The 25,480-nt window shown below is 34.5% G+C and carries 25 protein-coding genes and 1 pseudogene; 15 read left to right on the top strand and 11 right to left on the bottom strand.

All coding sequences use genetic code 11. The features are described from left to right. Positions 1-10 precede the first annotated feature (10 nt). From FYJ71_RS01705 to FYJ71_RS01740, 8 genes are all read left to right on the top strand, one after another. A complete protein-coding gene (locus tag FYJ71_RS01705) occupies positions 11-475 on the top strand; it encodes a hypothetical protein (RefSeq protein WP_154537082.1) in 465 nt (154 codons plus the stop codon). Then, positions 462-2,219 carry an ABC transporter ATP-binding protein gene (locus FYJ71_RS01710; RefSeq protein WP_154537083.1) on the top strand — a complete coding sequence of 586 codons (1,758 nt, stop codon included), beginning with the start codon at positions 462-464 and terminating at the stop codon, positions 2,217-2,219. Before FYJ71_RS01705 ends, FYJ71_RS01710 begins: the two co-directional genes overlap by 14 nt. A 307-nt stretch (positions 2,220-2,526) precedes the next feature. Continuing rightward, a complete protein-coding gene (locus FYJ71_RS01715) occupies positions 2,527-2,985 on the top strand; it encodes an ArsR/SmtB family transcription factor (protein WP_154537084.1) in 459 nt (152 codons plus the stop codon). A 12-nt stretch (positions 2,986-2,997) separates the two neighbouring features. Then, positions 2,998-5,217, top strand: a complete 2,220-nt coding sequence (locus FYJ71_RS01720; protein WP_154537085.1) for a heavy metal translocating P-type ATPase — start codon at positions 2,998-3,000, stop codon at positions 5,215-5,217. Between the two features lie 407 nt (positions 5,218-5,624). Beyond that, positions 5,625-6,488 carry a sigma-70 family RNA polymerase sigma factor gene (locus FYJ71_RS01725; protein ID WP_195836879.1) on the top strand — a complete coding sequence of 288 codons (864 nt, stop codon included), beginning with the start codon at positions 5,625-5,627 and terminating at the stop codon, positions 6,486-6,488. Between the two features lie 250 nt (positions 6,489-6,738). Continuing rightward, the gene (locus tag FYJ71_RS01730) at positions 6,739-7,665 is read left to right on the top strand and encodes an AEC family transporter (RefSeq protein ID WP_154537087.1); all 927 of its coding nucleotides are present in this window, start codon (positions 6,739-6,741) and stop codon (positions 7,663-7,665) included. Positions 7,666-7,683: 18 nt separating this feature from the next. Then, positions 7,684-8,124: an RrF2 family transcriptional regulator gene (locus tag FYJ71_RS01735; protein WP_154537088.1), complete on the top strand. Its 441-nt coding sequence runs from the start codon at positions 7,684-7,686 to the stop codon at positions 8,122-8,124. Between the two features lie 96 nt (positions 8,125-8,220). Then, positions 8,221-10,089, top strand: a complete 1,869-nt coding sequence (locus FYJ71_RS01740; RefSeq protein ID WP_154537089.1) for a C39 family peptidase — start codon at positions 8,221-8,223, stop codon at positions 10,087-10,089. Between the two features lie 95 nt (positions 10,090-10,184). On the opposite strand, the gene FYJ71_RS01745 is transcribed toward FYJ71_RS01740, so the two are convergent. Continuing rightward, positions 10,185-11,411, bottom strand: a complete 1,227-nt coding sequence (locus FYJ71_RS01745; protein ID WP_334296320.1) for an aspartate kinase — start codon at positions 11,409-11,411, stop codon at positions 10,185-10,187. A gap of 369 nt (positions 11,412-11,780) precedes the next feature. Here FYJ71_RS01745 and FYJ71_RS01750 point away from each other — a divergent pair, with 369 nt between their 5' ends. Both FYJ71_RS01750 and FYJ71_RS01755 read left to right on the top strand, forming a co-directional pair. Then, the gene (locus FYJ71_RS01750) at positions 11,781-12,365 is read left to right on the top strand and encodes a DUF3793 family protein (RefSeq protein ID WP_154537091.1); all 585 of its coding nucleotides are present in this window, start codon (positions 11,781-11,783) and stop codon (positions 12,363-12,365) included. A 14-nt stretch (positions 12,366-12,379) separates the two neighbouring features. Beyond that, positions 12,380-12,808, top strand: coding sequence for a flavodoxin (locus tag FYJ71_RS01755; RefSeq protein ID WP_091992686.1), 429 nt, complete (start codon positions 12,380-12,382; stop codon positions 12,806-12,808). A gap of 208 nt (positions 12,809-13,016) precedes the next feature. Here FYJ71_RS01755 and FYJ71_RS01760 read toward each other — a convergent pair. The 3 genes and pseudogenes from FYJ71_RS01760 to FYJ71_RS01770 form a co-directional block, all read right to left on the bottom strand. Beyond that, positions 13,017-13,148 (bottom strand): annotated as a pseudogene (locus FYJ71_RS01760) (helix-turn-helix domain-containing protein); the annotation flags it as partial. A 122-nt stretch (positions 13,149-13,270) separates the two neighbouring features. Continuing rightward, entirely contained in the window at positions 13,271-14,569 is a 1,299-nt protein-coding gene (locus FYJ71_RS01765; protein WP_154537092.1) for a tyrosine-type recombinase/integrase, read from the bottom strand. Positions 14,570-14,656: 87 nt separating this feature from the next. Continuing rightward, complete coding sequence (locus FYJ71_RS01770; protein ID WP_195836880.1) at positions 14,657-15,343, bottom strand: helix-turn-helix domain-containing protein; 687 nt, start codon at positions 15,341-15,343, stop codon at positions 14,657-14,659. A 175-nt stretch (positions 15,344-15,518) separates the two neighbouring features. Between FYJ71_RS01770 and FYJ71_RS01775 the strand changes: the two genes are divergently transcribed. After that, positions 15,519-15,734 (top strand): helix-turn-helix domain-containing protein, encoded by a 216-nt coding sequence (locus tag FYJ71_RS01775; protein WP_154537093.1) that lies wholly within the window; start codon positions 15,519-15,521, stop codon positions 15,732-15,734. A 247-nt stretch (positions 15,735-15,981) separates the two neighbouring features. After that, positions 15,982-17,418: a MobA/MobL family protein gene (locus tag FYJ71_RS01780; protein WP_154537094.1), complete on the top strand. Its 1,437-nt coding sequence runs from the start codon at positions 15,982-15,984 to the stop codon at positions 17,416-17,418. On the opposite strand, the gene FYJ71_RS10200 is transcribed toward FYJ71_RS01780, so the two are convergent. The 4 genes from FYJ71_RS10200 to FYJ71_RS01800 all read right to left on the bottom strand — a co-directional run bounded on the left by FYJ71_RS10200 (position 17,338) and on the right by FYJ71_RS01800 (position 19,507). After that, positions 17,338-17,640, bottom strand: a complete 303-nt coding sequence (locus tag FYJ71_RS10200) for a cysteine-rich KTR domain-containing protein (RefSeq protein WP_456299526.1) — start codon at positions 17,638-17,640, stop codon at positions 17,338-17,340. The genes FYJ71_RS01780 and FYJ71_RS10200 overlap by 81 nt on opposite strands. A 9-nt stretch (positions 17,641-17,649) precedes the next feature. After that, a complete protein-coding gene (locus FYJ71_RS01790; RefSeq protein WP_154537095.1) occupies positions 17,650-18,393 on the bottom strand; it encodes a CPBP family intramembrane glutamic endopeptidase in 744 nt (247 codons plus the stop codon). Further along, a complete protein-coding gene (locus FYJ71_RS01795; RefSeq protein WP_154537096.1) occupies positions 18,393-18,956 on the bottom strand; it encodes a TetR/AcrR family transcriptional regulator in 564 nt (187 codons plus the stop codon). The genes FYJ71_RS01790 and FYJ71_RS01795 overlap by 1 nt, the downstream gene beginning before the upstream one ends. A 140-nt stretch (positions 18,957-19,096) precedes the next feature. Then, positions 19,097-19,507 carry a TnpV protein gene (locus tag FYJ71_RS01800; protein WP_456299527.1) on the bottom strand — a complete coding sequence of 137 codons (411 nt, stop codon included), beginning with the start codon at positions 19,505-19,507 and terminating at the stop codon, positions 19,097-19,099. Between the two features lie 375 nt (positions 19,508-19,882). Here FYJ71_RS01800 and FYJ71_RS01805 point away from each other — a divergent pair, with 375 nt between their 5' ends. From FYJ71_RS01805 to FYJ71_RS01815, 3 genes are all read left to right on the top strand, one after another. Continuing rightward, complete coding sequence (locus FYJ71_RS01805) at positions 19,883-21,559, top strand: formate--tetrahydrofolate ligase (protein ID WP_154537097.1); 1,677 nt, start codon at positions 19,883-19,885, stop codon at positions 21,557-21,559. A 210-nt stretch (positions 21,560-21,769) separates the two neighbouring features. After that, complete coding sequence (locus tag FYJ71_RS01810) at positions 21,770-22,186, top strand: hypothetical protein (RefSeq protein ID WP_154537098.1); 417 nt, start codon at positions 21,770-21,772, stop codon at positions 22,184-22,186. Continuing rightward, entirely contained in the window at positions 22,187-23,182 is a 996-nt protein-coding gene (locus tag FYJ71_RS01815; protein WP_154537099.1) for an asparaginase, read from the top strand. Positions 23,183-23,285: 103 nt separating this feature from the next. Here FYJ71_RS01815 and FYJ71_RS01820 read toward each other — a convergent pair whose 3' ends face one another. Genes FYJ71_RS01820 through FYJ71_RS01830 form a run of 3 tightly spaced genes read right to left on the bottom strand, consistent with a single transcriptional unit; the run spans position 23,286 to position 25,410 of the window. After that, on the bottom strand, positions 23,286-24,548 hold the full coding sequence (locus FYJ71_RS01820; protein WP_154537100.1) for an MFS transporter: 1,263 nt from the start codon (positions 24,546-24,548) through the stop codon (positions 23,286-23,288). Between the two features lie 35 nt (positions 24,549-24,583). Then, positions 24,584-24,997: a PaaI family thioesterase gene (locus FYJ71_RS01825; protein WP_154537101.1), complete on the bottom strand. Its 414-nt coding sequence runs from the start codon at positions 24,995-24,997 to the stop codon at positions 24,584-24,586. A 17-nt stretch (positions 24,998-25,014) separates the two neighbouring features. Beyond that, a complete protein-coding gene (locus FYJ71_RS01830) occupies positions 25,015-25,410 on the bottom strand; it encodes a pyridoxamine 5'-phosphate oxidase family protein (protein WP_154537102.1) in 396 nt (131 codons plus the stop codon). Positions 25,411-25,480: the final 70 nt, after the last annotated feature.

The following is a 25,480-nucleotide window of genomic DNA, read 5'->3' on the forward strand; positions in this document are numbered from 1 at the left end:
CGTTGATAATATGAAGGTTAAAGGTGTGAACAAAAAAATTATTAAGGAAACCTCAATAATAATGATACCATTGTTTTTGCTCAATTTTGTCTTGACGAAGCTTGGTTTTTCATGGGCGATATATCCATATCAAACGATTATTATTTTATCCTTTTCAATAATTTTTGTATATTCCAAGAATATTTTGAGTAGAGATATTAACATATATAAAAAAAGTAGATTTACGATGCTCTTGATGGGTGCCATTTCGGGTATAACTTTGATTTCAGGAGTAAGGGATATCATGAGTGGCGAATTGAAGATTATTGTAAACGGTGTGCTGAGTGTTGAATTTTGTCATTTAATATTATGTGTGTTTTTTATGGGATTGTTCATTTCATATGCCTATATTGAGGTGTTGAACAGAGAAATAATTTTACAATTGGATTTGAAAGGAGATGAAGCTGACCAAGCGAAAAATAATGACAAACATTAGTTTAATAAAGAGTGTATTACCATATTTTAAGAGATATAAGAACATATTGATAATAGACTTGTTTTGTGCAGCTTTGACAACTGCATCAGAAATGGTCTTGCCATTGATATTGAGATATATCGCAAATATAGGTATGGTGGATACTTCATCAATAAGCGTGCAAATAATTATCAGATTAGGATTGCTATTTGTGGTAATAAAGATAATTGAGCTCATTGCTGTTTACTATATGGCTTCAATAGGACATATAATGGGAGCGAAAATAGAAACCGACATGAGACAAGACGTGTACTCGCATCTTCAAACATTGTCGGATAACTACTACAATGAGACAAAGGTTGGTCAAATAATGTCTAGGATGACTAACGATTTGTTTGATATAACAGAGTTTTCTCATCATTGTCCGGAAGAATATTTTATAGGTGCAATAAAGCTTTTCGTTTCATTCATCATTTTGGTTAATATAAATGTTGAGCTAACGATTGCTATTTTCGTCATGATACCTATAATGTTTATGAGCTCAAGCAAGTTTAAAAATAAAATGCGTAATGAACAGAAAAAGCAAAGAGTTCATATTGGAGATTTGAATTCGAGTATTGAAGATAGCTTACTTGGGATAAAAGTAGTGAAGAGCTTTGCTAATGAGGATATAGAGTTTGAAAAATTTCAGAAAGACAACAATAAGTTTCTTTCGATTAAGGAAAGATTCTATAAATCAATGGCTGGGTTTAATACCGTTAATAGAAGTATAGATGGGCTAATGTATCTTATAGTAATTGTATTTGGTGGAATTCTAATAATGAAAAAGAGGATTGAACCAGGTGATATGTTGGCTTATGTAATGTATGTAACATCATTATTGGCAACTGTAAAAAGAATAATAGAGTTTACGGAGCAATTCCAAAAAGGTATGACTGGAATCGAAAGGTTCAATGAGGTTATGTCTATAGAGTCTGAAATAGTAGATTCAGAAAATGCTATAGAGCTTGATTCGGTACAGGGCGAAATAGAGTTCAATAGTGTATCATTTAGATACAAAGAAAATCTTGATTACGTATTGAAGGACTTTAATTTAAAAATAAAAAAAGGTCAAAATATAGCATTAGTAGGACCTTCTGGAAGTGGAAAAACAACTGTTTGTGCATTGATACCAAGATTTTATGATGTAACTAGTGGTGAAATATTGTTAGATGGCATAAATATTACCGACATTACTATGAAATCTCTGAGAAATAATATAGGTATAGTGCAGCAGGATGTGTATCTGTTTTCTGGTACAATAAAAGAAAATATTGCTTATGGAAAGCAGGACGCAACTGATGAAGAAATAGTTGAAGCTGCAAAAATGGCAGGTGCATATGATTTCATCATGGAGCTTGAGCATGGATTTGATACATATGTCGGTGAAAGAGGCGTCAAACTATCTGGTGGTCAAAAACAGAGAATTTCAATTGCTCGAGTATTTTTAAAGAACCCACCTATTCTTATTCTAGATGAAGCGACCTCTGCTTTGGATAACAATAGTGAGCTGGTGGTTCAAGAATCGTTGGAAAAATTGTCAAAAGGAAGAACCACGATTACAATTGCACATAGATTGACGACAATTCAAGATGCCGACTTAATTATCGTAATGAGCAGTGAGGGAATACTTGAGAGAGGAACACATGAAGAACTGATGAATAAAAAATCATACTATTATGGTTTATATACAAAATCAGGAAATAATAACAGCATTGTGTATTAAATGTATAAAAAAGATTATCTGATATAGTGTTATTAAAAAAAGAGATACATATTTTATTCAAAAAAGGATAAATGTGTGATCTCTTTTTTTACTTGTATTTTTTGATAATTTTTTAATATAGAGGAAAATTAATAGAATAAAACTTAAAAAAAATGAAAAAGCCACTTTGCTGATTATAGCTCTTATATTTTTTGTTCTTAAAATTTATGTATTTACAAAAAATAAAAAAGACATTATAATAAATATATAAACATATGAACAGTTATTCATATATTATTATAAATAATTTTTTTGAAGGGAGAATACTATGGCTCGTGAGTTGAAAAATGGAATTATTTCAAATGATAAGGATGTAAACGACTTAATAAATGTAGATAAAATAGAGGTTTGCGTTTTGGAAAACGAAACAGATATTGAAGTATGTGATATTCAAAAAACTAACGATAAATTGGTTGAAGAAATCAAGAGGAGTATACCGAGAAATGAGGTTTTGGATGATTTATCAGAATTGTTCAAGGTATTCGGAGATATTACAAGGATAAAGATAATTTATGCAATAAAAGATAATGAGATGTGTGTTTGTGATATAGCAAAGTTTTTGGGAATGAGTCAATCAGCCATATCTCATCAGTTAAGAGTGCTTAAAAAGGCAAGGCTGGTAAAATATAGGAGAGAGGGAAAGACTGTGTACTATTCACTGGATGATGAACATGTAAATAAGATATTCGAGTTCGGATTATCTCATGTCAATGAAATGTACTATTAAGGGAGGTTTTTTATGAAGGTTGAGTTTGTTTTGGGTGGATTAAATTGTGCACACTGCGCTGGTATTATTGAGGAAAAAGTAAAAAAAATGGAAGGCGTCGATAGTGCGTCTTTAAATTTTGTAAACAAAAAATTAATAGCAAATATAAAGGAAAATGAAAATGTTACAGAGCAAATTGGATATATTAGAAATATTATCGACACAACTGAGCCTGGGTTAAAAATAGAGGTATTAGGACAAGGTATTGAAAATAATTCTGATAGAGAATCAAAAAGTGAATCATGTTCTTGCTCTTCTTCTTGCTCATCATGTTCTACTGAAGCCGATAAAAGTAATAGTAGTATATTTAGAGTTGAGAATGAAGAAAAGTTAAAAATAATATCTATTGCTGTGGCTATTATTCTTAGTTTGTCGGCATATGTATTTAAATCGGTATTAGAAAATGAAATTGTTGCGAATGCATTATTTGTTGTAGCATATCTTGTGGCGGGGTACGAGGTTTTGGGAGATGCTATTAGAAATATATTCAAAGGTAAGCTGATGGATGAAAATTTCTTGATGTCGGTAGCGACAATTGGTGCGTTGATAATTGGAGAATATCCGGAAGCAGTTGGAGTAATGGTTTTTTATTCAATTGGCGAGTTGCTTGAATCACAGGCTGTTTCGAAGTCTAGAAAAGATATCGAGTCACTTATGAATATAAAGCCGGATGTAGCAAATTTACTAGTTGATGGTGAAATAGTTCAAGTTAGTCCTGAAAGTGTGAATATAGGGGATATAATTGTTGTAAGAGTTGGAGAAAAGGTCCCTCTTGATGGAAAGGTTATCAAGGGAAATAGTATGTTTGATACTTCTGCGATTACTGGTGAGTCTGTATTAAAAAGCATAAAAAAAGGCGAAAGAGTGCTTTCAGGTGTAATCAATAAAAAATCAGTAGTTACAGTTGAAGTTGAAAAGTTAATGAAGGATTCTACGGTGTCAAGGATACTTGATATGGTTGAAAATGCTACTTCAAAAAAATCAAAGACAGAAAATTTTATTTCTGTTTTTGCTAAATATTATACACCGATTGTCGTGAGCTTGGCTTTATTGCTGGCAATTGCTCCTACATTGATTTTAGGAGAACCATTCTCTAAGTGGGCATATAGAGGGCTGGTATTCTTGGTTGTATCTTGTCCATGTGCATTAGTTTTATCAATACCACTTACGTATTTTTCCGGAATAGGAATATCATCAAAGAATGGTATTCTAGTGAAGGGAAGTAATTATCTTGAGGCGTTGAGAAAAGTGAATACAGTGGTTTTGGATAAGACGGGAACAATTACAAAGGGTACATTTGAAGTTTCAAATGTTGTGTTAAGTGATGGCGTCACAGAGAGAGAAATATTCGAATATGCTGGAATTGCAGAAAGTAGATCTACACATCCTATTGCGATTTCAATAGTGAAATATGCTTCAGGTATTTTGGAGATTGATGAGATTGTAGATGAGAAGAATATGACGGAGTACGAAGAAATATCTTCTCATGGAGTAAAGATGGTGTATGAGGGAAAGGAAATCCTTGCAGGTAACTACAGATTGATGCAAAAATTTGGGATTTCGTATTCTGAGAGCGAGAACTCCTCCACAAAAGTTCATGTGGCTGTTGATGGATTGTATCTAGGACGTATAGAAATATCAGATGAAATAAAAGCTGGAATAGCCGAAACTATTGATAAGTTGAAAAATATTGGAATAGAGAGAGTTGTAATGCTAACTGGAGATACAGGGCTAGTTGCTAAAGAAGTTTCAGATATTGCAGGTCTTGATGAATACCATGCCAATTTACTTCCAGTAGATAAGGTTAATTTATTGGAGCAGATTATTGAATCAAATGGTGGAAAAGGAAATGTAGCATTTATTGGTGATGGAATTAATGATGCACCTGTAATTGCTAGATCTGATGTTGGAATATCTATGGGTGGAATGGGATCAGATGCAGCGATTGAGGCATCGGATGTCGTATTTATGACTGATGAGATTTCCAAAATGCCTATAGCCATAAGAATAGCCAAATTTACAAGTAAAATTTCGTGGCAAAATATTTTCTTAGCCATGGGGATAAAAATAATCGTTCTATTTTTAAGTGTGTTTGGTTTGGCAAATATGTGGCTGGCTATATTCGCAGATGTTGGTGTGGCTGTATTGGCAGTTTTAAATTCTTTGCGTGTGCTAAATGAGGATTACAGGTAGAGGTTTTAAAAAATTAAATTTTTATAAAATATATTAACAAACAAAAATGAAAATGTTATAATTTAATTAAAATAAAGTGTATGAGATATTTTGATAAAGATATCTCATATTATTTTTCAAAAAAAGAATAAATACTTTAAAAATATGTGAAAAAAAACGAGAATAGTATTTTTTTGCAGTTTTAAGTTTATTTTTTTTTCTTACTGCCTATAATATGATTGGAGAGATTAATATATTGATTTTTGTTTGATGATGTTTTGTAATATTGGCTTAACTGGAGGTGAAAATATTTAATTACAACAATTTATGTGTTGTAATATTATTTTTGAATTATTATTTTTCAAGGTTGAATGCGATGTAATTTTTCTTAGGTATTTTTTGATGATATGTTGGAGGGAATACATGGCATGTGCAGCGGCAATATTAGAAAGGAAATAGATGACTTCGTTTATTATTGTAATGAAAATTATAATAAGGATAAAAAGGAAGAGTTTGAGCACATACTTGTAGAAGATATTAATGACAGGAAAGACAGAATTTTATTGTGGGAGGCACAGAATGGTAATGATGTTGCTAAGGAATACTTTATTTTGGACAAGATGGATTACGTAAGAATATTGACTAGCCGTGATTCTGATATTATCGCTTTTAAATCAAGAGGATTAGACGATGACGATTTATTTCAGACAGGTATTATTGGGGTTTTAGATACGATTAAAAAGTATGATTTTAGAACAAATGTAAAAGTAAGTACATATTTAACAAATAATGTAAAGTTTAGTATCAGAAATATGTATAGGCAATATGGTCTAATCTCAATATCTAGAGAAGCCGGATCTATATATAAAAGATGTAGCGAAAAAATTAGTTTGATAGGAGATTATATCACTAAAGACGATATTGAGAATTTATCGAGAGAAATTCATGTTGATGCGAAAAAAATTGAGTTTAGTATAAATGCAGTAAAAAGCAGGAGTAATATCTGCACTATAAATATTGATGGTTCAATTGAGTGCGATGTTTCAGCCTATGAAAAATACAACATGAAAACTTATAGAGACTATCTTGAAAAAATGGATGATTATTATGAATATATTTCGATTATCCAAGAAATGAAGAAGCTATCGAAAAAAGAATACAATATTATCAAAGGTATTTATATTGACGATAGAACGCAAAAAGATTTGTCGGAGGAATTAAACATCTCCGTTCCAGCTGTTGGAAAAATTAAAAAAAGAGCCATTGAAAAAATGAAAAGAGGGTTATTGTAGAAATTCATGAACACAAAAATTATTAATTATATTTGAAAATATGAGAAATTTTTGTCGTAATGTGTAGATCTCCAAGAGTTAGAGTAGAAACTAACGGTTTGGGGATCTTTTTTTCTGAAAAACTTTTCATTAAGTGTAACATATGTGTTGACAACTGAGAAGCTGACGTTATCTGTTTTAACAGCTTGATAGATTTTATACTTGTAATGTGTTATAATAAATGTATCTACGGAAAAGGGGGCATGTATAATTGCAAATTGTTTTTACAAACGTATTGATATTATTTATTTTACTATTTATTGGATACATATTGGGTGCTAGGAAGGTTATTGCACATTCGTCGATAAACGACTTCACTAATTTGTTGGTTGATGTGAGTATTCCATGTACCATCGTTGTTTCAATGATTAGACCCTTTAGTTCGGAGTTGATAGGAGATGCTACAAAAGTAATACTACTGGCATTTGTTTTCCATATTGTTATGGCAAATTTTGCATATTTTCTTACAAGAATTTTTAAGGTAGATAAAAAGAAAGTGGGTAGTTGGATTTTTGCAATAGTGTTTTCAAACAATGGATTTATTGGATATCCATTAATGTATTCATTGTATGGTAATGATGGTTTATTCATTATGGTAATGGCTAATATTGTTCAGAACTTATTGATATTTTCATTAGGAATAAAGCTAATTACATTAAATTATAATCTAAAGGATAAGGTTAATTTTAGAAACGTGATATTCACAAGACAAAACTTTGCTGTGGTAATTGGATTGCTTATTTATTTTACCCAATTCAAGATTCCAAAGCCGGCATTTGATTTATTGAATTACGTTTCAAGCCTAACTGTTCCGCTTTCGATGATAATAGTGGGGCTTTCCCTATCTAAATACGATTTTAAAGAGATGTTTACAGATAGAGAAGCATATAGATTGACTTTTGTAAGAATGATTGCGATACCAATTTTTTTACTTTTTTTGATAAAAATATTTAAGATTGATGTCAATTCCAACTTGCCGTATGCTATAATGTTTTATACAGCGGTACTTCCTAGCCCAGCTTTTACAACTATTATGGCTGAGAGGTATAACACGAGTGTTGGATTTTCTTCAAAATGTGTTTTTATCACAACCATATTGAGTGTATTGACAGTGCCGATTTTTGCAGGACTGCTTTGATTTTTTAGGAGGTAAATTATGAGTGAGTTTATTATTGCTCTACATGCTTTGGTATGTTTGGCACATGATGGATGTTCAAGATCCAGTGAGGAATTGTCTGCAAATTTATGCACAAATCCTGTTAGAATCAGAAAGGTAATGTCAAAATGCAAGAAAATTGGTCTGGTAAAAACAAAGGCTGGTGTAAATGGAGGCTATATTATTTCAAAATCTGGGAAAGAAATTACATTGAGAGATATATATGATGCAGTTAATATACCATTGATTGATACTAGATGGCATTCTGGAGATATTAGCTCAGAATGTATAATTGCAAGTGGAATGGGTGAATATGTTACAGAATTATTTTCATTACTAAACGATAAGGTACTCGTTGTTCTTGGTGAAATAACATTAGAAGATGTAGAGCATAGATTAATGAGCATCAAAGAAAGAAAGCAATTGGAAATATGCAAATAGTTATTGGCGATTGAATAGCGTACTACTACTAACTAATTTTTAGTTAAGGTATATATTATAGAATTTTAAGGTATAAAATTTGAAAGGAGGAAATACATGGTATCTAAGAATAAGATGAAGACGAAGTATACTTTTAAAGGTAGCAAGACCGAAAATAAGTATTCGAATATATTTCAAGATTTAATAGATAAACAAGGTGTTTTCAACGAAAATAGTCTAAAAAAGATACATAAATCAGACTTAGAGACAACGGAAGAGCAGAGCTTAGAGGATAAGTTTTCAATAAAAACAGTAACGCCGGAGGAAGCCAAAGAAAATTCATTGAAAAGAAGACAGGCATCAATGAATGAGCAAATAATTGCGACTAGAAAGTCTTCGCCGGTTGTTTCAAACAAAATAACTCCTGATTTTGACAGGGTGAAAAGTATTGAAAAGTTAAAAAGAGAGAAGAGAGAGTCAAAGCTTGATGATGACGGTTCTTCTGGTGTTGATTTGGAAAATCTGGATAATCAAAATACAATAGAATTTGATTCTCTGGGGGATATTACTGATGTAGAGCAACTATTGAACAATAGGAATACTATTAGAGAGGTTGCAAGAGAAAGAGCTGCAATGGATAAATCAAATGTCGAGATTTATAAGGAATATTCCGATTTTGAAAGAAGCTCATACTATGACAATGACAAAAAGACTCAAAAATTTGATGCTGTTAGTGATCATGCAGTAACCTATGAGGAAGAAATAAAAAAGAGAGAAGGCGAAATCGAAGAGCTGATCAGATTAATGAAAAGTGGAGAAAAGCCAGGCAAGACTTCTAGAGTTTCAAGAAAAGCCTTAAAGAATTCGAAAAAAGAAAACGATAAAAAACTTGAAGAAAAAGCTCTGAAAAACGAATCTCTTATTAAGGGGGCTAGTTTCAGAAATGATGTGTATAAAAAGAATAGTCAAAAAAACGAACCTAGAATTAACTTCAAAAAGATGGGGCTTGTGTTGGTGGTGGCTTTATTGATTATTTTATTTATTGCGGCTGCGATAGATAAGTTTTTTTCTAACAAGAATGAAATTTCAAAAAGCACTACAACTACAAAAACGACAACGACATCTTCTGATTCAACAAAGACAGCAGACAAATCGAAGACAGCTTCTTCAGAAACCAAAGAAGAAAAAATCAAGAAGATTGAAGCCATTAGACCAAAGCTTAGTATAAATGAAGCAGAAAGGCTGGATTATATTATCGAAAATATAGATAGCTATCCTAATGAATTTATCAATTTGTTGGCTAGAAATCCTGAAACTGTTGATTATGTATATAGTTATAAAGATAAAGATAAGTATAATAACAAGGCACTATCAAGCAATATAAGCTCAAGCTATTATGTCGATGGGTCAGTTCCACTATTCCTACAATGGGATAGAAGATGGGGTTATAGACAATATGGAAAAGAAATGATAGGTCTATCTGGCTGTGGACCTACATCATTGGCAATGGTAATAAGACATTTTGATAGCTCATCAGGTGTCAACCCATATGATGTGGCAAAATATAGTCAGGAAAGCGGATATGTATCCGATGACAATTACACTAGCTGGTCATTATTTGAGAAAGGTCTATCCAAATATGGTTTGACATCTAAGGATATAGTACCTGTTGAGGCAAAGATGAAGAAGGCTTTGGATGATGGACAGATTTTAATAGTTAGTGTGAATCCAGGTATATTTACAGAGAGAGGTCATATTATTGTTATTAAAGGATATAACAAAAATGGTGATTTCTTGATAAATGATCCGAATAGTATAGTCAACACGAATAAATCTTGGTCATTTGATGAGTTGAAGGATCAAATTAGGAAAATTTGGGGAGTAAGCTCAACATCTTCAAATTCAAAAGAAGAGAGTAAGTCAAATGAAACGACGAGCAGTAGTAGCTCTTCAGAGGATCCAAGTATAATACAGGATATTAATTAAATTTAGTTCCTAAAATATTATCATAAAAAATTGGCGTTGATGGTTTTTGATTTCATCGAAAGTTGATATTCAAAAACCACTGGCGCCAATTTTTATTAGTCTATCAAATCAAATTCTTCGGCTAGCTCCCTTACTGCTTTTTCGCATTGATCTGAGTTTACAATAACCGAAATAGTTATCTCAGAGGTACTTATCATATCGATATTTATACCTGCTTTTCCAAGTGTTCCAAACATTCTAGAAGCAATATTTGAATGAGTCATCATACCTGCACCGACAATGCTTACTTTTGCCAAGTTTTCAGTAATAACAACATCTCTCGCACCGACATCATTAGAAATTTTTTCCAAAATAGCCTTTGCTTCTCTTGCATCATCAAGTGAACATGTAAAAGCTATATCATTTTGATTTTCAGTCTGAGCACTTTGAACAATCATCTGAATACCTATATTTGCAAGTGCTAATTCCTTGAATATTCTTGCAGCTACACCAGGTTTATCTGGTACTCCAAAAACAACTACCTTTGCTATATTAAAATCGTGGGCAATGCCAGTAATTACTCCATTATGCTCCATTGATGATACCTCCTTTTTAACAACTGTACCAATATTATGGTTGAAACTTGATCTTACATGGATTGTAACATTATGTGATTTTCCGACCTCAACCGATCTAGAATGTAAAACCTTGGCACCTAAATTCGCCAATTCCAGCATTTCGTCATAAGAAACGGCTGAAAGCTTCTTTATATTTGGTACAATTCTAGGATCGCAAGCATATACACCATCTACATCTGTAAATATTTCGCACAAATCTGCATTTAGAGCTGCTGCGATTGAAACTGCTGATGTGTCAGAGCCACCTCTTCCAAGAGTGGCAATGTCATGGTTTTCTGTGACACCTTGAAAACCAGCGACAATTATTATATTATCATTTTTCAATTCATCTAAAAGTCTATCTGAAACTATTTCTGTAATCATTGCCTTGCTATGAGTCGAATCTGTTTTAATTCCAGCTTGTGGACCAGATAAAGAAAGTGCTTTTTCTCCAAGGTTGTCAATTGCCATTGCTAGCAAGGACATGGAAATTTGCTCCCCAGTAGCCAGCAATTGATCCATTTCTCTCTTTGATGGATTTTCGTTTATTTCTTTTGCCAGCTTGATTAGATTATCGGTGGTTTTACCCATTGCGGATACTATCGCTACTACCTGATTTCCTTCTTTTTTTGTAGAAACAATTCGGTTGGCAACTCGCATAATTTTCTCAGTATCTGCTAACGAACTTCCACCGTATTTTTGAACTATGATACTCAATAAAATCACCTCACTAAAATAGTATAATCTATTCAATCTGAATTCTTTCACACGAATATTAAAAATGATCAAGTCAAACAAAATACAAATATCTGCAAAAAGCTGTATGAATTGAAAAATTTTCAATAGTTGGGAAAATATTTGCTAAAAGAATAGTTATAGAACATTATAATAAATTTACTAGGTATTGTAAATACCTATATTCTAAAAAAACACTAGCAATCTACTACCTTTCTGCTTTTATTTTACTATAAAAGATTGTAATAATAATTGAAAATATTTTTCAATTGTGTTGACAAAAAATTAAAAACTGAATATAATGATATTAGATAGTTATTGAGAATAAAAATCAATAACTTTGTGGAGGTGATATTTTCTATGTTAAATTCTAAATTCGAAAAGATGCTTGCAAATTTCTGTTCGCCTGTTTTATTGGGGAAAAAAGTATCTAACTTGGTTTCGATAATTAAATCAGAGATACCTGAGATATCAATAGTATTGGAGCAGTATAATTCACAATTTAATAGATATGATTTGTATTTTAAAAATATTTGTGAATGCGAGAATAGGGTGCTGATTTTTGTTTATAAGAAATCGTTGCTAGAAAAGCATTTTTTGGATAAAGAAGTTGGAAGATTGCTAGTTGAGTTTGGATATTCGACTGACCGTACTTTAGAGGACAATTTGTCAATATTAGAGAAGCGAATGATAAACAGTGCGTTTCCGCATGAAATCGGGCTTTTTTTGGGATATCCAATAAATGATGTGATGGGCTTTATCGATAATAAAGGACAAAATTATAAGTACTGTGGATATTGGAAAGTCTACAAAAATGTTGAAAAGACGAAGCGAATCTTCAAATCATATGATAATATGAAAAGTATTATTAATAAAAGACTTGATTGTGGAGAATGTATAGAAAATATTTTAATCCGAACAAAAAATAATTTACAGATTGCATAGGTGGAGGTTAAATCATGAAAAAAGTTGGAGTATTTTATTGGAGTGGAACAGGAAACACAGAGAAAATGGCAGAAGCTATAGGTGTAGGCTTGGGAAATGCTGGAGTAGAGTTTGATCTAGTCAATATTTCGAGTGATTCAAAAAGCATATCTGATTATGAAATGCTTATGTTTGGTTGCCCTTCAATGGGAATGGAAGTTCTTGAGGAAGCAGAATTTGAGCCGTTTTTTGAAGAAGCCGAAAAATCTATTTCAGGAAAGAAAGTTGCCTTATTTGGATCATACGGATGGGGTGATGGTGAATGGATGAGAAATTGGCAAGACAGAGTCAATGATGCAGGTGCCGACTTGTTTGATGATGAAGGCTTAATAGTTAATGAAACTCCAGATGACGCTGCGATAAAAAAATGCGAAGAATTTGGTAGCAAGTTCGCACAGTATTAAATATATATAAGATAAAAATGGGGCTGACTTATAAGAGTCCCAAATAGAAGGTATACCCACATTCTCTATATATGGAAATGAATGTAGGGTATGCCTTTTTGTTTGTTTTGTCGCTTACATTACAATTTTATGCAAAAAATTACCGTAGATAAAACCTACGGCAATTTAGTTTTTTTGAGATAGCACTTTTTTAGAAATAATTTGGCAATTATACTTCATCTATGTCATCATCAATGTATTCCAGTATATCACCAGGTTGGCAATTGAGAGCTTTGCATATATCGTTCAAAGTCGAAAATCTTATTGCTTTTGCTTTGCCAGTTTTTAGTATAGACAAATTCTAATTTATCTATTCAATACTCTATAAACCTTGTATTTTCAAGGCATATCGCCTATTAAATGTTCAAACCTTATGTATTCTCCCTTGTTTTTGCCCTTATGAGCCGAAACAAGGGAAATTTTTTATTCTCCGCCGATTACCTTATCCAGCAGTCTTGCGGAAGTACGCTTCGCTTCCCTTGTAGCGTGAGCGTAAATGTTCATTGTGGTACTGACATCAGCGTGTCCGAGAAGTTCCTGCACATCTTTCGGGGCAGCTCCATTTGAAAGCAGATTGCTTGTATAGGTGTGTCTGAGCATATGGAAGTGGAAATCCTCCAATCCCTCCACCTTTTTTCTCGCTGTCCTGCATATAATCCCCACCGTACTCGGTGCTTCAAATGCTCCGTCAGGTCTAAGGCAGACAAAGGATAGTTCCTTGTACCCTGCTGGGACTTCCTCCGACCTCGACAGACTGTAAACCTCATAATAGGTGCGGTCTTTTTCTTTAACCTCCAAATAGTAATTAAGGCTATACAGTTCCCCGTATCGGAAACGGTTTTTATGCTGTTCTGCTTTCGCAGCTTTCAGGATTGCGGCAAGCGTATCGCAAAAGTCCACGGTACGGATTTTTTTACGCTTTGTTGCCCCTATTTCTGTTCTGTGCCTTGCCCCGTTGTAACGCATACTGCGGCGTACTGTCAGGTATTGTTCTTCAAGGTTGATGTCCTGCCAAGTCAGACCACATACCTCTCCAATACGCAAGCCTGAATAATAGGCTATCTGTATAGGCAGAAGTGCAGGATTGTTTTTCTTTTTCAGAAAGTCCTCTAACCTCTGATACTGTTCGTAGCTGGGCGTTGGTGTGGAAGTTGTTTCTCCGTCCTCGTCCGAGAACAGTTCGTATTCTTCTTTCTTTCCTCGCCATACCACATACTGCATCGGGTTAAAGGTTATCAGCCTTTTCGGGAATACTGCAAAATGGAACGCCCCTTGTAAAACAGCCGAAAACAATCGGAGATACCCTTTGCTGAGTGCTTTTGCGGTTGTTCCGTCAGGATTTGTACCACCAAAGCTGAGAAAATCTATATATGCCTGTAAATGGTCGGCGGTTACGGTTTTCAGCTTTCGGTTTCCTATCGGGTGCTGTTTGATACGATTGACCGTTCCTTGATAGGACATTACCGTACCATTGCTGAGATTGCCGGGTTTCAGTTCTTCCTCCACCCACAGATCGAGCAGCATACCAACCGTGATGTTTTCAGACTTCGCAACGAATTTCTTTTCCTCATAGTCAGCGATTGCTTTTCTGAGCAGGGCTTCTGTTTCAGACTTGCTTTCTGTTCCCACAAACTCTTTCTGTACTTTTCTGCCGCTTTCATCTTCGATGTAGAAGCGTGCGTACCACTTTTTACCTTTTTTTCTTACAGAACCTTTTGCCATAGACAAATTTCCCCTTTCTATCCGTGGCAATCGGGACTGTGACATATGGTGTGCGTAAAGTAATAAGGTTACTTATGTCGATGAGTGTCAGTCATCGTTTTCACTTGTCAAAGAGCCACGGAATTTTTCTTTTTCAGCAACCCTTTTTTCGGCTGCTGTCACTATCCCGAACAGGTCGCCCATCTTTACAGCGGTGCGTCCCTCATCGTAGATATGTAAAATCCCATCTAAAAACTGCTTCATATCCTCGATAGGAAGTTCCATTTCTTTACGGTAAACTCTTTCCATAATCGCCCCTGACTCAATCGCATAGCGGCGTAAGGACTGCTTTAAGCTCTCGTCCTCCGCTACACGGTCAACCTCAGCCATAGCGTCTGCAAAGTGATAAGTCATAACCGTATAAAGGTCAATCATCTTTCCGAGGAATGTAGTGAGCAGTTGTTGGTGCGGTTCTCCCTTTACCACAGAAGAAACCGTATCAAGATATTTTTTGATATGTTCCTCCATATCCCTTGCACATAAAGTGCGGCTGTCGTATTCCTTATCTTCGGAAAGTCCCGTCAGCCATTCGGGAGTGGTCAGGAGTGCTTCTGCCAGTCCGTTGATAATCATTGTGCGCTTCGGGTCTACACCGCCCGCTTCATATCTTTGAATGGTAGACTTGTTTACTCCGACACGCTTACCAAGTTCGGGCATTGTTAAGTTTAATTCTGTTCGGCGTTCTTTCATTCGTTCACCGACCTGTTTTGCGGTGAATGTAATTTCTTTTCTCAAGGTTTTCACCTCCTATTGCTGATAGCATAGCAAAACCTATTTTGCAACCATAAATTTAATAATAGGTAAAAATATTTCTTAATCAGTTGCAAAACAAGTTGACAAGAGATAGCGAAATAAGTATAATTGCAGTTACATAGTTGCAAAATGCGTATTTTGAAAGGAGGTAGATAAAATGAGCAATATCAAAATGGGTTTAACCATAGAAGAAGCAGCAGAATGTACGGGTATCGGAAGAAATACAATGCGTAAGTTGGTAGAGTGGGGCAAACTTCCCGTCCTCAAGGTCGGCAGAAAAGCGATTATCCGCAGGGATACTTTAGAGCGATTTATGAGCGTCAACCAGGGAAGAAACCTACTCAATGAAAACGATGTCCGCAAAGTAGCATAACCGTTCTCCAAGCCCTCGGCGTTTGAGAGCGAAATACACCCCTCGCACAAATCTTCGATTTGTACTCTGGGTATTTCGACCTTGCAGGGGGCTCTGTATCACAGCTTCGGGCAATGCGCCGCCGCTATGATACAGAAGAAAACAGCCCGCTGTTTTCTTCGCTGTCCGTCTGCTTACGCCGCCGAAACAGCGGCAACCGATTTATCGGTTGCAAAAAGAGTATGCCCGTCACGGGAGGAAGGAGTATATGGCAAGATACTCATTTTTACAGATGTTGAAGCTACCAAATGTTAAGGGAAGAATATCCTATATCACAAGCCACGCAAGGCAGGAAAATCTCTATGTCACCTACCGCACCGCCGACAATGAATTTTGGAAGAATCTTGCAAGGGAAAGCCAACAGGAATTTAAGCGAAGCGGCACAGAGGGTAAATGTATCGAAGCAAGGGAATTGATTATTGCCCTGCCCGAAATTTATACAAGGTATGAGCCGCAGGAAGTCCTTGAAGATTTTACGGAGGAGTTCCGCAGGCAATACGGCGTAGAGTGTGTGTCTGCTCACCATCACAATAAACGCAAAACAAACTATCATATCCATCTTATCTTCAGCGAAAGAAAACTGCTCCCTGAACCTGACATCAAGATAGCCACACGCAGCGTGTTCTATGATGAAACAGGCAAAAGGGTACGCACCAAGAAAGAAATCACAGGAGAGGACGGGCAGATACGAAAAGGCTGCACCGTCATAAAAAAGGGCGAGGTTTACGAATGCCACCTCTTTACCGTGAAAGATGATAAACTCAAAAGCGAGCCTTTTCTTCGGGAGGTAAAGGAGATTTACACCGACCTTATCAATCGCCACATCTCTGATCCCGAACAGCAGTTAAAGGTATTTGATAAGAACAGCGTTTATCTTCCCACCAAAAAAATCGGCAAGAACAATCCCAAAGCCGCAGAGATTGAAGCGGACAACACCGCAAGGCAGGAATGGAACAGGACAGCGGATATGGCGTTGTTATCGGGTATTTCCGAAGCAAAGATTTTAGAAGTCAAGCAGACCGAGATACACGAAAAAGCAAGCCAATCCATCAAGAACAAAGGCTGGCTGCCTAATCTGTTCCGTGGAATTGTGGCAAAGGCAAAAGATTTTTTGCAAAACCTTATACGAGAAAAGGATATGCCGCCCAAACCTACGCTTGATATTGATATGGCAGAGTTCCGTCTTATGCGAAATCTGATGATAAAGGTACAGGACAAGGCAAGGGAAATTAAAAACTTGCAGGATAAAGTTCTGCCTCAGCTGAAACAGCAGCTTGCCGATACAAAGGGACTTTTCAAAGGCAAAGAGCGAAAAGCGTTGGAGGTAAAAATCCAAAAAACCGAAGCGGATATTGCCGACAGACTGGATAAAATCCCCGACACGCTCAAAGAGGACGGTTATCCCGATGTTCAGATTTTTATGCGTACTTTCCGAGAAATGGAAAGCGTTGTGGAACAGTACAACCGTGACCTTGCCGAGTGGGAACGCCAAACCAGCAGGAAACCGATAGCCACCGCTAAAGAACAGCTCAGACCGCCCGAAAAGCAGAGCGTACTAAAACATTTACGTGAGATACAGGAACGCAACAAGCAGAAACCACCGCAAAAACAGCATAAAAAATCCTTTGACAGAGATGGCCGATAGGCATTGAAAAACCGCCGTTATGGTGTTATCTATAGCGGCGGCATACATAAATTTACTAACTGCAAGCGTGATTTTCATATCCTGAACATTGATAATTGTTTCCTGCTTACATTTTGGACAGTAGAGAGGAAAGTTTTTTAATTCCGTGTCTTCCCGTATCATAGTACGGGTTTTATTGCCGCATACAGGGCAATATATCCATTCTGAAATAATAGTTAGCATATAATATCATCACCGCCTATCTTTATTTTCATATTCATCAAATTGTTTTGTTTTTTTCAATATCCACAGTGCGTAACTTACGCTAACAATACATAATACTGCACTTGAAATAATATGAAACTTCATTGAAGAATTTTCAACAGCAAAAACACTCGAAGAATTTACAAAACTATGTGCAATAATACACGGCAAAAGGCTCTTTCCTTTGTAAAAAATAATCGTAAAAAGAATGCCTATTGCGATTGCATAACAAACTTGTAAGAGTGTAGGTATTAAATCTTTTCCGTTTAGTAAGTTTACAATATGTCCAATTCCAAAAGTAACACTTGAGATAACAATCGCCAACTTTATATTATCCTTGTATAATGCTTTGAACAGAAATCCACGAAAAATAATTTCTTCAATGAATCCAACGCAGAGCATACTTAAAATATATAACACAGTTTCTAAAACAGATAACTTCATCGTAACGCCATTCCACAGGTTAATACTTATAATTAGAAGTAGCGGAGTAAAATATAAGTAATTTCTAAGGCTTCCATTAAAAGAACACAGACCGTTTTTTTCTTTTAAGTTGTGTTTATGCACAAAGCCTAAAAGAAGCAATGTAAAAACGATAGCAACGGGTGCAGTAATTATTTTTTCAGTGCCAAGCGAAGCAGAAAAGCTGTCAGCAACACTGAACAAAACAACATAGGAAATAATCCAAACTAATGAGAAATTTAATTCATTTTTCTTATATAAACGATACATTATAATCCTCCTTTTAATGAATAAATTATTCCATCAAATACCAACTCTAAATCAGATATAATCGTCTGCTCGTCATAGGTTATTTCATTATTTGCAAACATACTTGCATATCCGTGTGCAATCAAAAACAATGAGCGAAAAATAGTTTTTGCTTGTTCTGTATTGATCCCTGCCTCTTTACTGAGTGTAGCTATAATAGGCTGTAATTCTTCAGAATTTATCAACTCAGAAATGTTTTTTCCTATAAACTCATTTGTTTGAAAGAGAAACCGAAACAAATTTTTCTCTGTTTCAGCAAAGCGTATATAATTCAGTCCAATATTTTTCATCGGATTTTCACTCTGAATATTAGTTATATATTCGGAATGATATTCATCTGCCTTAACATATACAGTTTTTTTCAATTCCTCTATTGTTTTAAAATGATACATAACAGGTTGAGTGGAACAGCCTAATTTTTTTGATACAGTTCGTGCATTGATTTTTTCTGCTCCTTCACTTCGTGCTATCTCAAATGCCGCATCTATAATCATCTCTTTTTTAATTTTCGCCTTTGGTGGCATTGTTTTCACCTCTTCATCATTTTATAATTACAGTTATATAACAGTAATTATAATTAAAAGAGAGCTTTTTGTCAAGTTTAGTAACGAAACTAAAATAAAAATAAGCGGCAGAGCTTTTACCCTCTGCCGTCTTTATCTACTTATCCGAAGATAATTTCCTTATTCACAATCTCCCTTGCACACGCTTGTATATTATTCGTTCTCTGCACCCACTCTAAGGCGTTTTCCGACTTTAACTGTTCTGTTATGCCCTGCGACTGTTTCATCTGTTCCACAAGCCTTTCAAAGTGTTCCTCCGTCTGTTTATCGACATCGACAAGATATTCATTTAACTTACCACTTGTGAGCAGCGTAGTGTAAAATATTTTGTTATGTTCCTGTAAATAGCGTTTGTGTCGCTGTCCCCATAAGCCGATAGGCTTGTGTTCTTTTTCGGTTGGTAATGTAAGACAAAGAATATAATAATCTCCTTGTAGTTCATACCACAGACCGTTGCTTTCATCATAAATATACTTTTCCATTAAAAATCCTCCGTTATAATATATTCGCACATATGTCACAGTTCTCCGATTGCCACACTCTGTTATATCTTGTTATCAGATTTTCTTGCCCTTGAATTTGCCCTTATGAGCAATCAGGGAAAGAGTAAACTTGTGTGAAATCATATAAAGAGATAAGGCGAACACATTGCGATAAATCCTTTATTTTCAAGGATTTTGGAGGATTTTATTGATAACCTACGGAGAGCAATAATCACTCATAATTTTATGGTTTTCAAATTCGCATTTGTAATGGAGATATTATTGACTAATAAAAAAAAATAATATATACTATAAATACGAAAAATAAAATATAGTTCGTCTTTATACGAATTATTTGTGCTTGAAATGTTGTTAATATATTATGTATGGATGGAGGAATGTGTAATGAATTTTAAGTCTGATATTGAAATTGCTCAAGAGGCAAAGCCACAGGATATAAGAAATATAGCAAAGAAAATAGAACTGTCAGAAGACGATATTGAACTATACGGAAAATACAAAGCGAAGATAGATTATAATGTTCTTCAGAGAACAAAAAGTAAAAATGGTAAATTGATTTTAACTACGGCGATAAATCCAACGCCTGCTGGTGAGGGTAAAACCACTACTTCTATTGGTGTAGCGGATGCTCTTTCTAAGCTAGGTAAAAATGTTATCGCTGCTCTTAGAGAGCCTTCAATGGGACCTGTATTTGGAATAAAAGGCGGAGCAGCTGGAGGTGGATATGCTCAAGTAATCCCAATGGAAGATATCAACCTTCATTTTACAGGAGATATGCACGCAATTGGAGCTGCTAATAATCTGTTGGCGGCGATGGTCGATAATCATATCTATCAAGGAAACAAGCTTAACATTAATCCAAAACGTGTGGTTTGGAGAAGATGTGTTGATATGAACGATAGGCAACTAAGAAATATTGTAGATGGTCTAGGCAAGAAGGTCGATGGTGTTACGAGAGAAGACGGTTTTGATATCACTGTGGCTTCGGAAGTTATGGCTACATTTTGTCTTTCTAACAATATTTCTGAACTAAAGGAGAATCTTGGTAATATAGTTGTAGGTTACTCTTATGACGGAAATCCAGTAACTGCGAGAGAATTAAATGCAAATGGGGCGATGGCGGCAATATTAAAAGATGCTTTAAAGCCAAATCTAGTTCAAACTCTTGAAGGAACACCGGCAATTATTCATGGAGGACCTTTTGCTAATATAGCACATGGTTGTAATTCGATTATTGCGACAAAGATGGCAATGCATATGAGTGACTATGTTGTTACTGAAGCCGGATTTGGAGCTGATCTTGGAGCAGAAAAATTCTTGGATATCAAGTGCAGAAAAGCAGGGATAAGACCTGATGCCGTAATAATTGTTGCAACTGTAAGAGCCTTAAAATACAATGGAGGTGTAGCAAAGGAAGATCTCAACGAAGAAAACTTAGACGCTCTAGAAAAGGGATTACCAAATCTGCTAAAGCATATTGAAAATATCACAAAAGTATATAAGCTACCAGCAGTAGTTGCAATCAATAGATTCCCTCTTGATACAGTGGCAGAGCTAGAATTGGTTGAAAAAAAATGTAATGAGCTTGGAGTAAATGTCGCATTATCAGAAGTTTGGGCAAAAGGTGGAGATGGTGGAATTGAAGTTGCAAAAGAGGTCATAAAGCTTATTGAAAGCAACGAAAATAATTTTGAGTACTGCTATGATGAAAATCAAACTATTAAAGAAAAACTTGATGCAATAGCAACGAAAATATATGGTGCAGATGGTGTGGATTTTACAGCAGATGCACTTAAACAGATGAAAGAATTAGAAAGTCTAGGCTTTGGCAATCTTCCAATATGTATTGCAAAAACGCAATACTCACTTTCCGATGACCAGACAAAGCTTGGTAGACCAACTGGATTTAGAATAATGGTCAGAGATATGACTGTTTCTGCGGGTGCTGGATTTATAGTAGTATTGACTGGAGCTATTATGAAGATGCCTGGATTACCAAAGCTTCCAGCGGCAGAGAGAATAGATGTTGATGAGAATGGAATTATTTCAGGTCTATTCTAAATATTATTTACAGATAATTTAAATTCATTATCAAATAATTTTTCTTGTGAAAATTTCAAACGATACATCGATACTGATAGATTCATTCTTGAATAAATTTCAATTGGGATTTTTAGTATCGATGTTTTTATTTATAAAAAAACGAAAATTAATACTGTTTTTTATAAAAATGTTGTATAATTATTTACAGAAAAAATTTTTGGAGGAGTTATGAATAAATTAATGGTGAAAAATACTATTCTGCCGACAATATCGCTAACAGGTTATCTATTATTGTTGAGGGGTGGAGTGGAAGCGATAATAAAAATAATAAATAAAGATTTTGTGTTGTGGAATACCTATATTACAAATGGGGATATAATGACACTATTAGCCTCTATAATCGGATTTTTGATTATTTTGCACAAGATGAGAAACTCAAAGCAAAGTCAGTCAGTTGAAGAAGAGAATAGAAAACATCAGTTTTATAGAATGGTGATAATATTGGTAGTTCTAGTTGGAACAATTGCATATAATAGACCCATGTTCAAGATAGGTCTTGTAAGCATAAAACTGACATACCTAATAATATTTGCGCTTGTATTGTTAATAGGCGTAAAATTAATACAGCGTGGAGGAGAGAAATAGATGAAAAATATTCTTTTGATTGCCACTGGTGGCACAATTGCTTCGAAGCCAACTGATGTAGGGCTAGTTCCTAGCATTACTAGCGAGGAAATTATTGAATTTGTTCCCCAAATTGAGAAGCTTTGCAAAATTTCAACAATACAATTAATGAACATAGATAGTAGCAACATGAGTCCCGAAAGATGGATAAAAATAGCAAATTGTATAAGGGAAAACTATGAAAAGTATGATGGTTTTGTAATAACTCATGGAACAGATACATTGGCATACACAGGTTCGGCATTGTCGTATTTGATACAGAATTCAGCAAAGCCCATAGTTTTGACAGGATCACAAAAATCAATTTACCTACAGGATACAGATGCGAGAAAAAATTTGTATGATTCATTTATTTTTGTATGTGATGAAAAATCTTCTGGTGTTCATATAGTTTTTGATTCGAAGGTAATTGTAGGCACTAGAGCTAGAAAAACGAGAACACATAGTTACAATGCTTTCGATAGTATTGACTATCCGATTGTTGCAATGATTTTTAATGAAAAAGTTATTTACTATATAAATGAAGAAATAGACAAACCTGTGAAATTTTATGATGAGTTAAATTCAAATGTAAATATTATCAAATTGATTCCAGGTATAAGCAATAAGGTGTTTGAATTTGTTGGAGAAATTTCTGATGTTATTGTGGTGGAAGGCTTTGGCGTAGGAGGGTTGCCAACCTATGATGATGAAAAGTCGCTTTTCAAGACAATACAAAAGCTGACTCAGCAGGGAAAAATAATTGTATTTACAACTTCAGTTCCTCATGAGGGAAGTAATATTGAGGTGTATCAAGTTGGAAATGAGATAAAGGGAAGTATCAATTTGCTTGAAAACTTTAATATGACATTAGAGTCAACAGTGTGCAAATTGATGTGGATAACAGCAAAAACAAAAGTTTTCTCAGAAGTAGAGAAGATGTTTTATGAATCAATTTCACATGATATAGTATATTAAGCGACGTGATAAAATATATAACCAACATGATAAAATATATAAAAAAACAGCTAATTCAGTATTATCAAGGGGATATTGAATTAGCTGTTTTTAATGAACTGTATTATGCAGTTTTTTTGTTTTCATAAATCATGTAACTCACAATAGCAGCAAGTGTACATAGTAAAATGTCTGCAGTCCATATTGCTGAGTAAGAATTCATCATTTCGAATAGAATTCCACCCAACCAAGCGCTTATGAACCCACCAATTTGATGCAACAAGAATACAAATCCGAATAATGTTGCCAAATATTTACTTCCAAAGTTTTTTCCAATTATTCCAGAAACAGGAGAAACTGTTGATGCACCGGATATGCCAAATAATCCGGCAATCAAAGTAATTGTGAAAATTGTCTTCGGAACAATAAAGAATAATATTATTGTAAGCGGTCTTAAACCATACAGAAATGCTAGTACATTTTTCATCTTGAATTTATCACATAATATCCCAGCAGCTACTGAACCTATGATGGTAGTTATGCCATAAATAGAAAAAGCATAAGATGATTGCTGTGAAGAGAATCCAAATGACATAAATTCAGTTGGCAAATGGTTTGTGATAATTGCCATATGGAATCCACAAGTGAAAAATCCAATCATCAATAAAATATATGTGCGATCTGTCAATGCTAATGTAAATAATTCTTTAGTTGAGATTATTTTTTTATTGCTAATTGGCGTATCAAAACCTGCATTTGTATTTATTTCTTTATTATCTACCTTATCATCTACTTTTTTTGAGCTGTTCTTACAAATTAAATACGATACTGGAATTATTGCCAACATAGGGATTGAAAAAATTTTCATCGCATATGCAAGCCCGCTTCCAACTATTAAAGTATTTAGTAGTGGTGACATTAACGAATTGCCAAGTCCACTAGATGCATTTATTATTCCTGAAACAGTAGACATATATTTTTGTGGTATTTTTGTAGAGACAGAACCTATTATCAATCCATATGATAATGCGCCTGTACCCGCTGGAAGAAGTATTCCGATACATATTGTCAGCGTAAGAATTGATTTGCTGTATGGAGCAAGTAACATACCAGACGTTGTCAATATTGCACCGATTGCAAGTGTAAGGAAATTACCTTTTTTACTTGCAAGTATTCCAAACAACGGTTGAACAACACCAAATGTAAGTTGAGCCACTGCAAAAACAAAGCTGACTGATGCAATTGTCGTTCCAGAATTTTCCACTATGGATTTTAACATAATTCCATAGTTGTTTCTAATTCCACAGTTCATTGCGTAGATAAATCCGCCAGCAATAGTTAGTAGAATTACTATTAATATTCTATTTTTAGAATTATTTTTGGTCATCTAATTTCTCCTTATATACAGATACCTAATATGTATTATTTTTTTGCAACTATCATCGTTGATAACATCTTTGCGATTATTTTTTCTCCAGTTGAGTCTGTTACGACAGCTTCTGAAATCACTAAAGTTTTACCTGTTTTTATCACTTTTCCTTTTGAAATAAGTTTATCTGTTTTTGTTGCATTCATTATATTGATTTTGAATTCAACAGTAAGGACTTCACAATCATCTGGCATCGTTGTCAATGAGGCATAGCCACATGATACATCTGCCAATGTTGTGATTAAACCACCATGCAAAAATCCTTGTTGCTGAGTTAGTTCAGGCTTATTATTACATGAGATAATTACTGACCCATAATCTGCATCTTCCAGATTAGCACCAATATAGCCAAGAAAATTTTGTTTATCAAAGCTTTCCTTTACTCGCTTGTAATATTTGTTTTCCATAGTTCAATTCCTATTTACTATAACTCAATACCGTCCAATTTTTTTCCAGTCATAGTTGTGTAAGATATTTCTATCTCATCAAGTGTATATATTTCAAAATTGCTGTCACCAACAGTATACATTTGACCGAAAAGAGGGAATGCATTTATAGCTGCTGTTTGAGAATCTGTGTCTGTAATAAATCTAACTTTTCCAGTAAGTCTAAGGATATTCATATTTTCATCGATTGCACTTATTTCAACCTTTGGGTTTTTCTTAATTTGATTACACATTTTTTTTCTTGCATCAGTTGAAAATACTAATTGATCTTTGTAATCCATCACGAAACCTATTGGTCTAACGTGTGGTTGATCTCCGTCGACTGTTGCCAAATAATATACCTTTGCATTGTTTAAAAATTCGATTACTTTCATTGCTATACCTCCATAAAAATTAAAATACTAATCTAGATAAAAGTTTTATCTGTTATGATATTGAGAAAAA

Origin of the sequence: Peptostreptococcus porci (assembly GCF_009695815.1) — a bacterium.
Classification (GTDB): Bacteria; Bacillota; Clostridia; order Peptostreptococcales; family Peptostreptococcaceae; genus Peptostreptococcus; species Peptostreptococcus porci.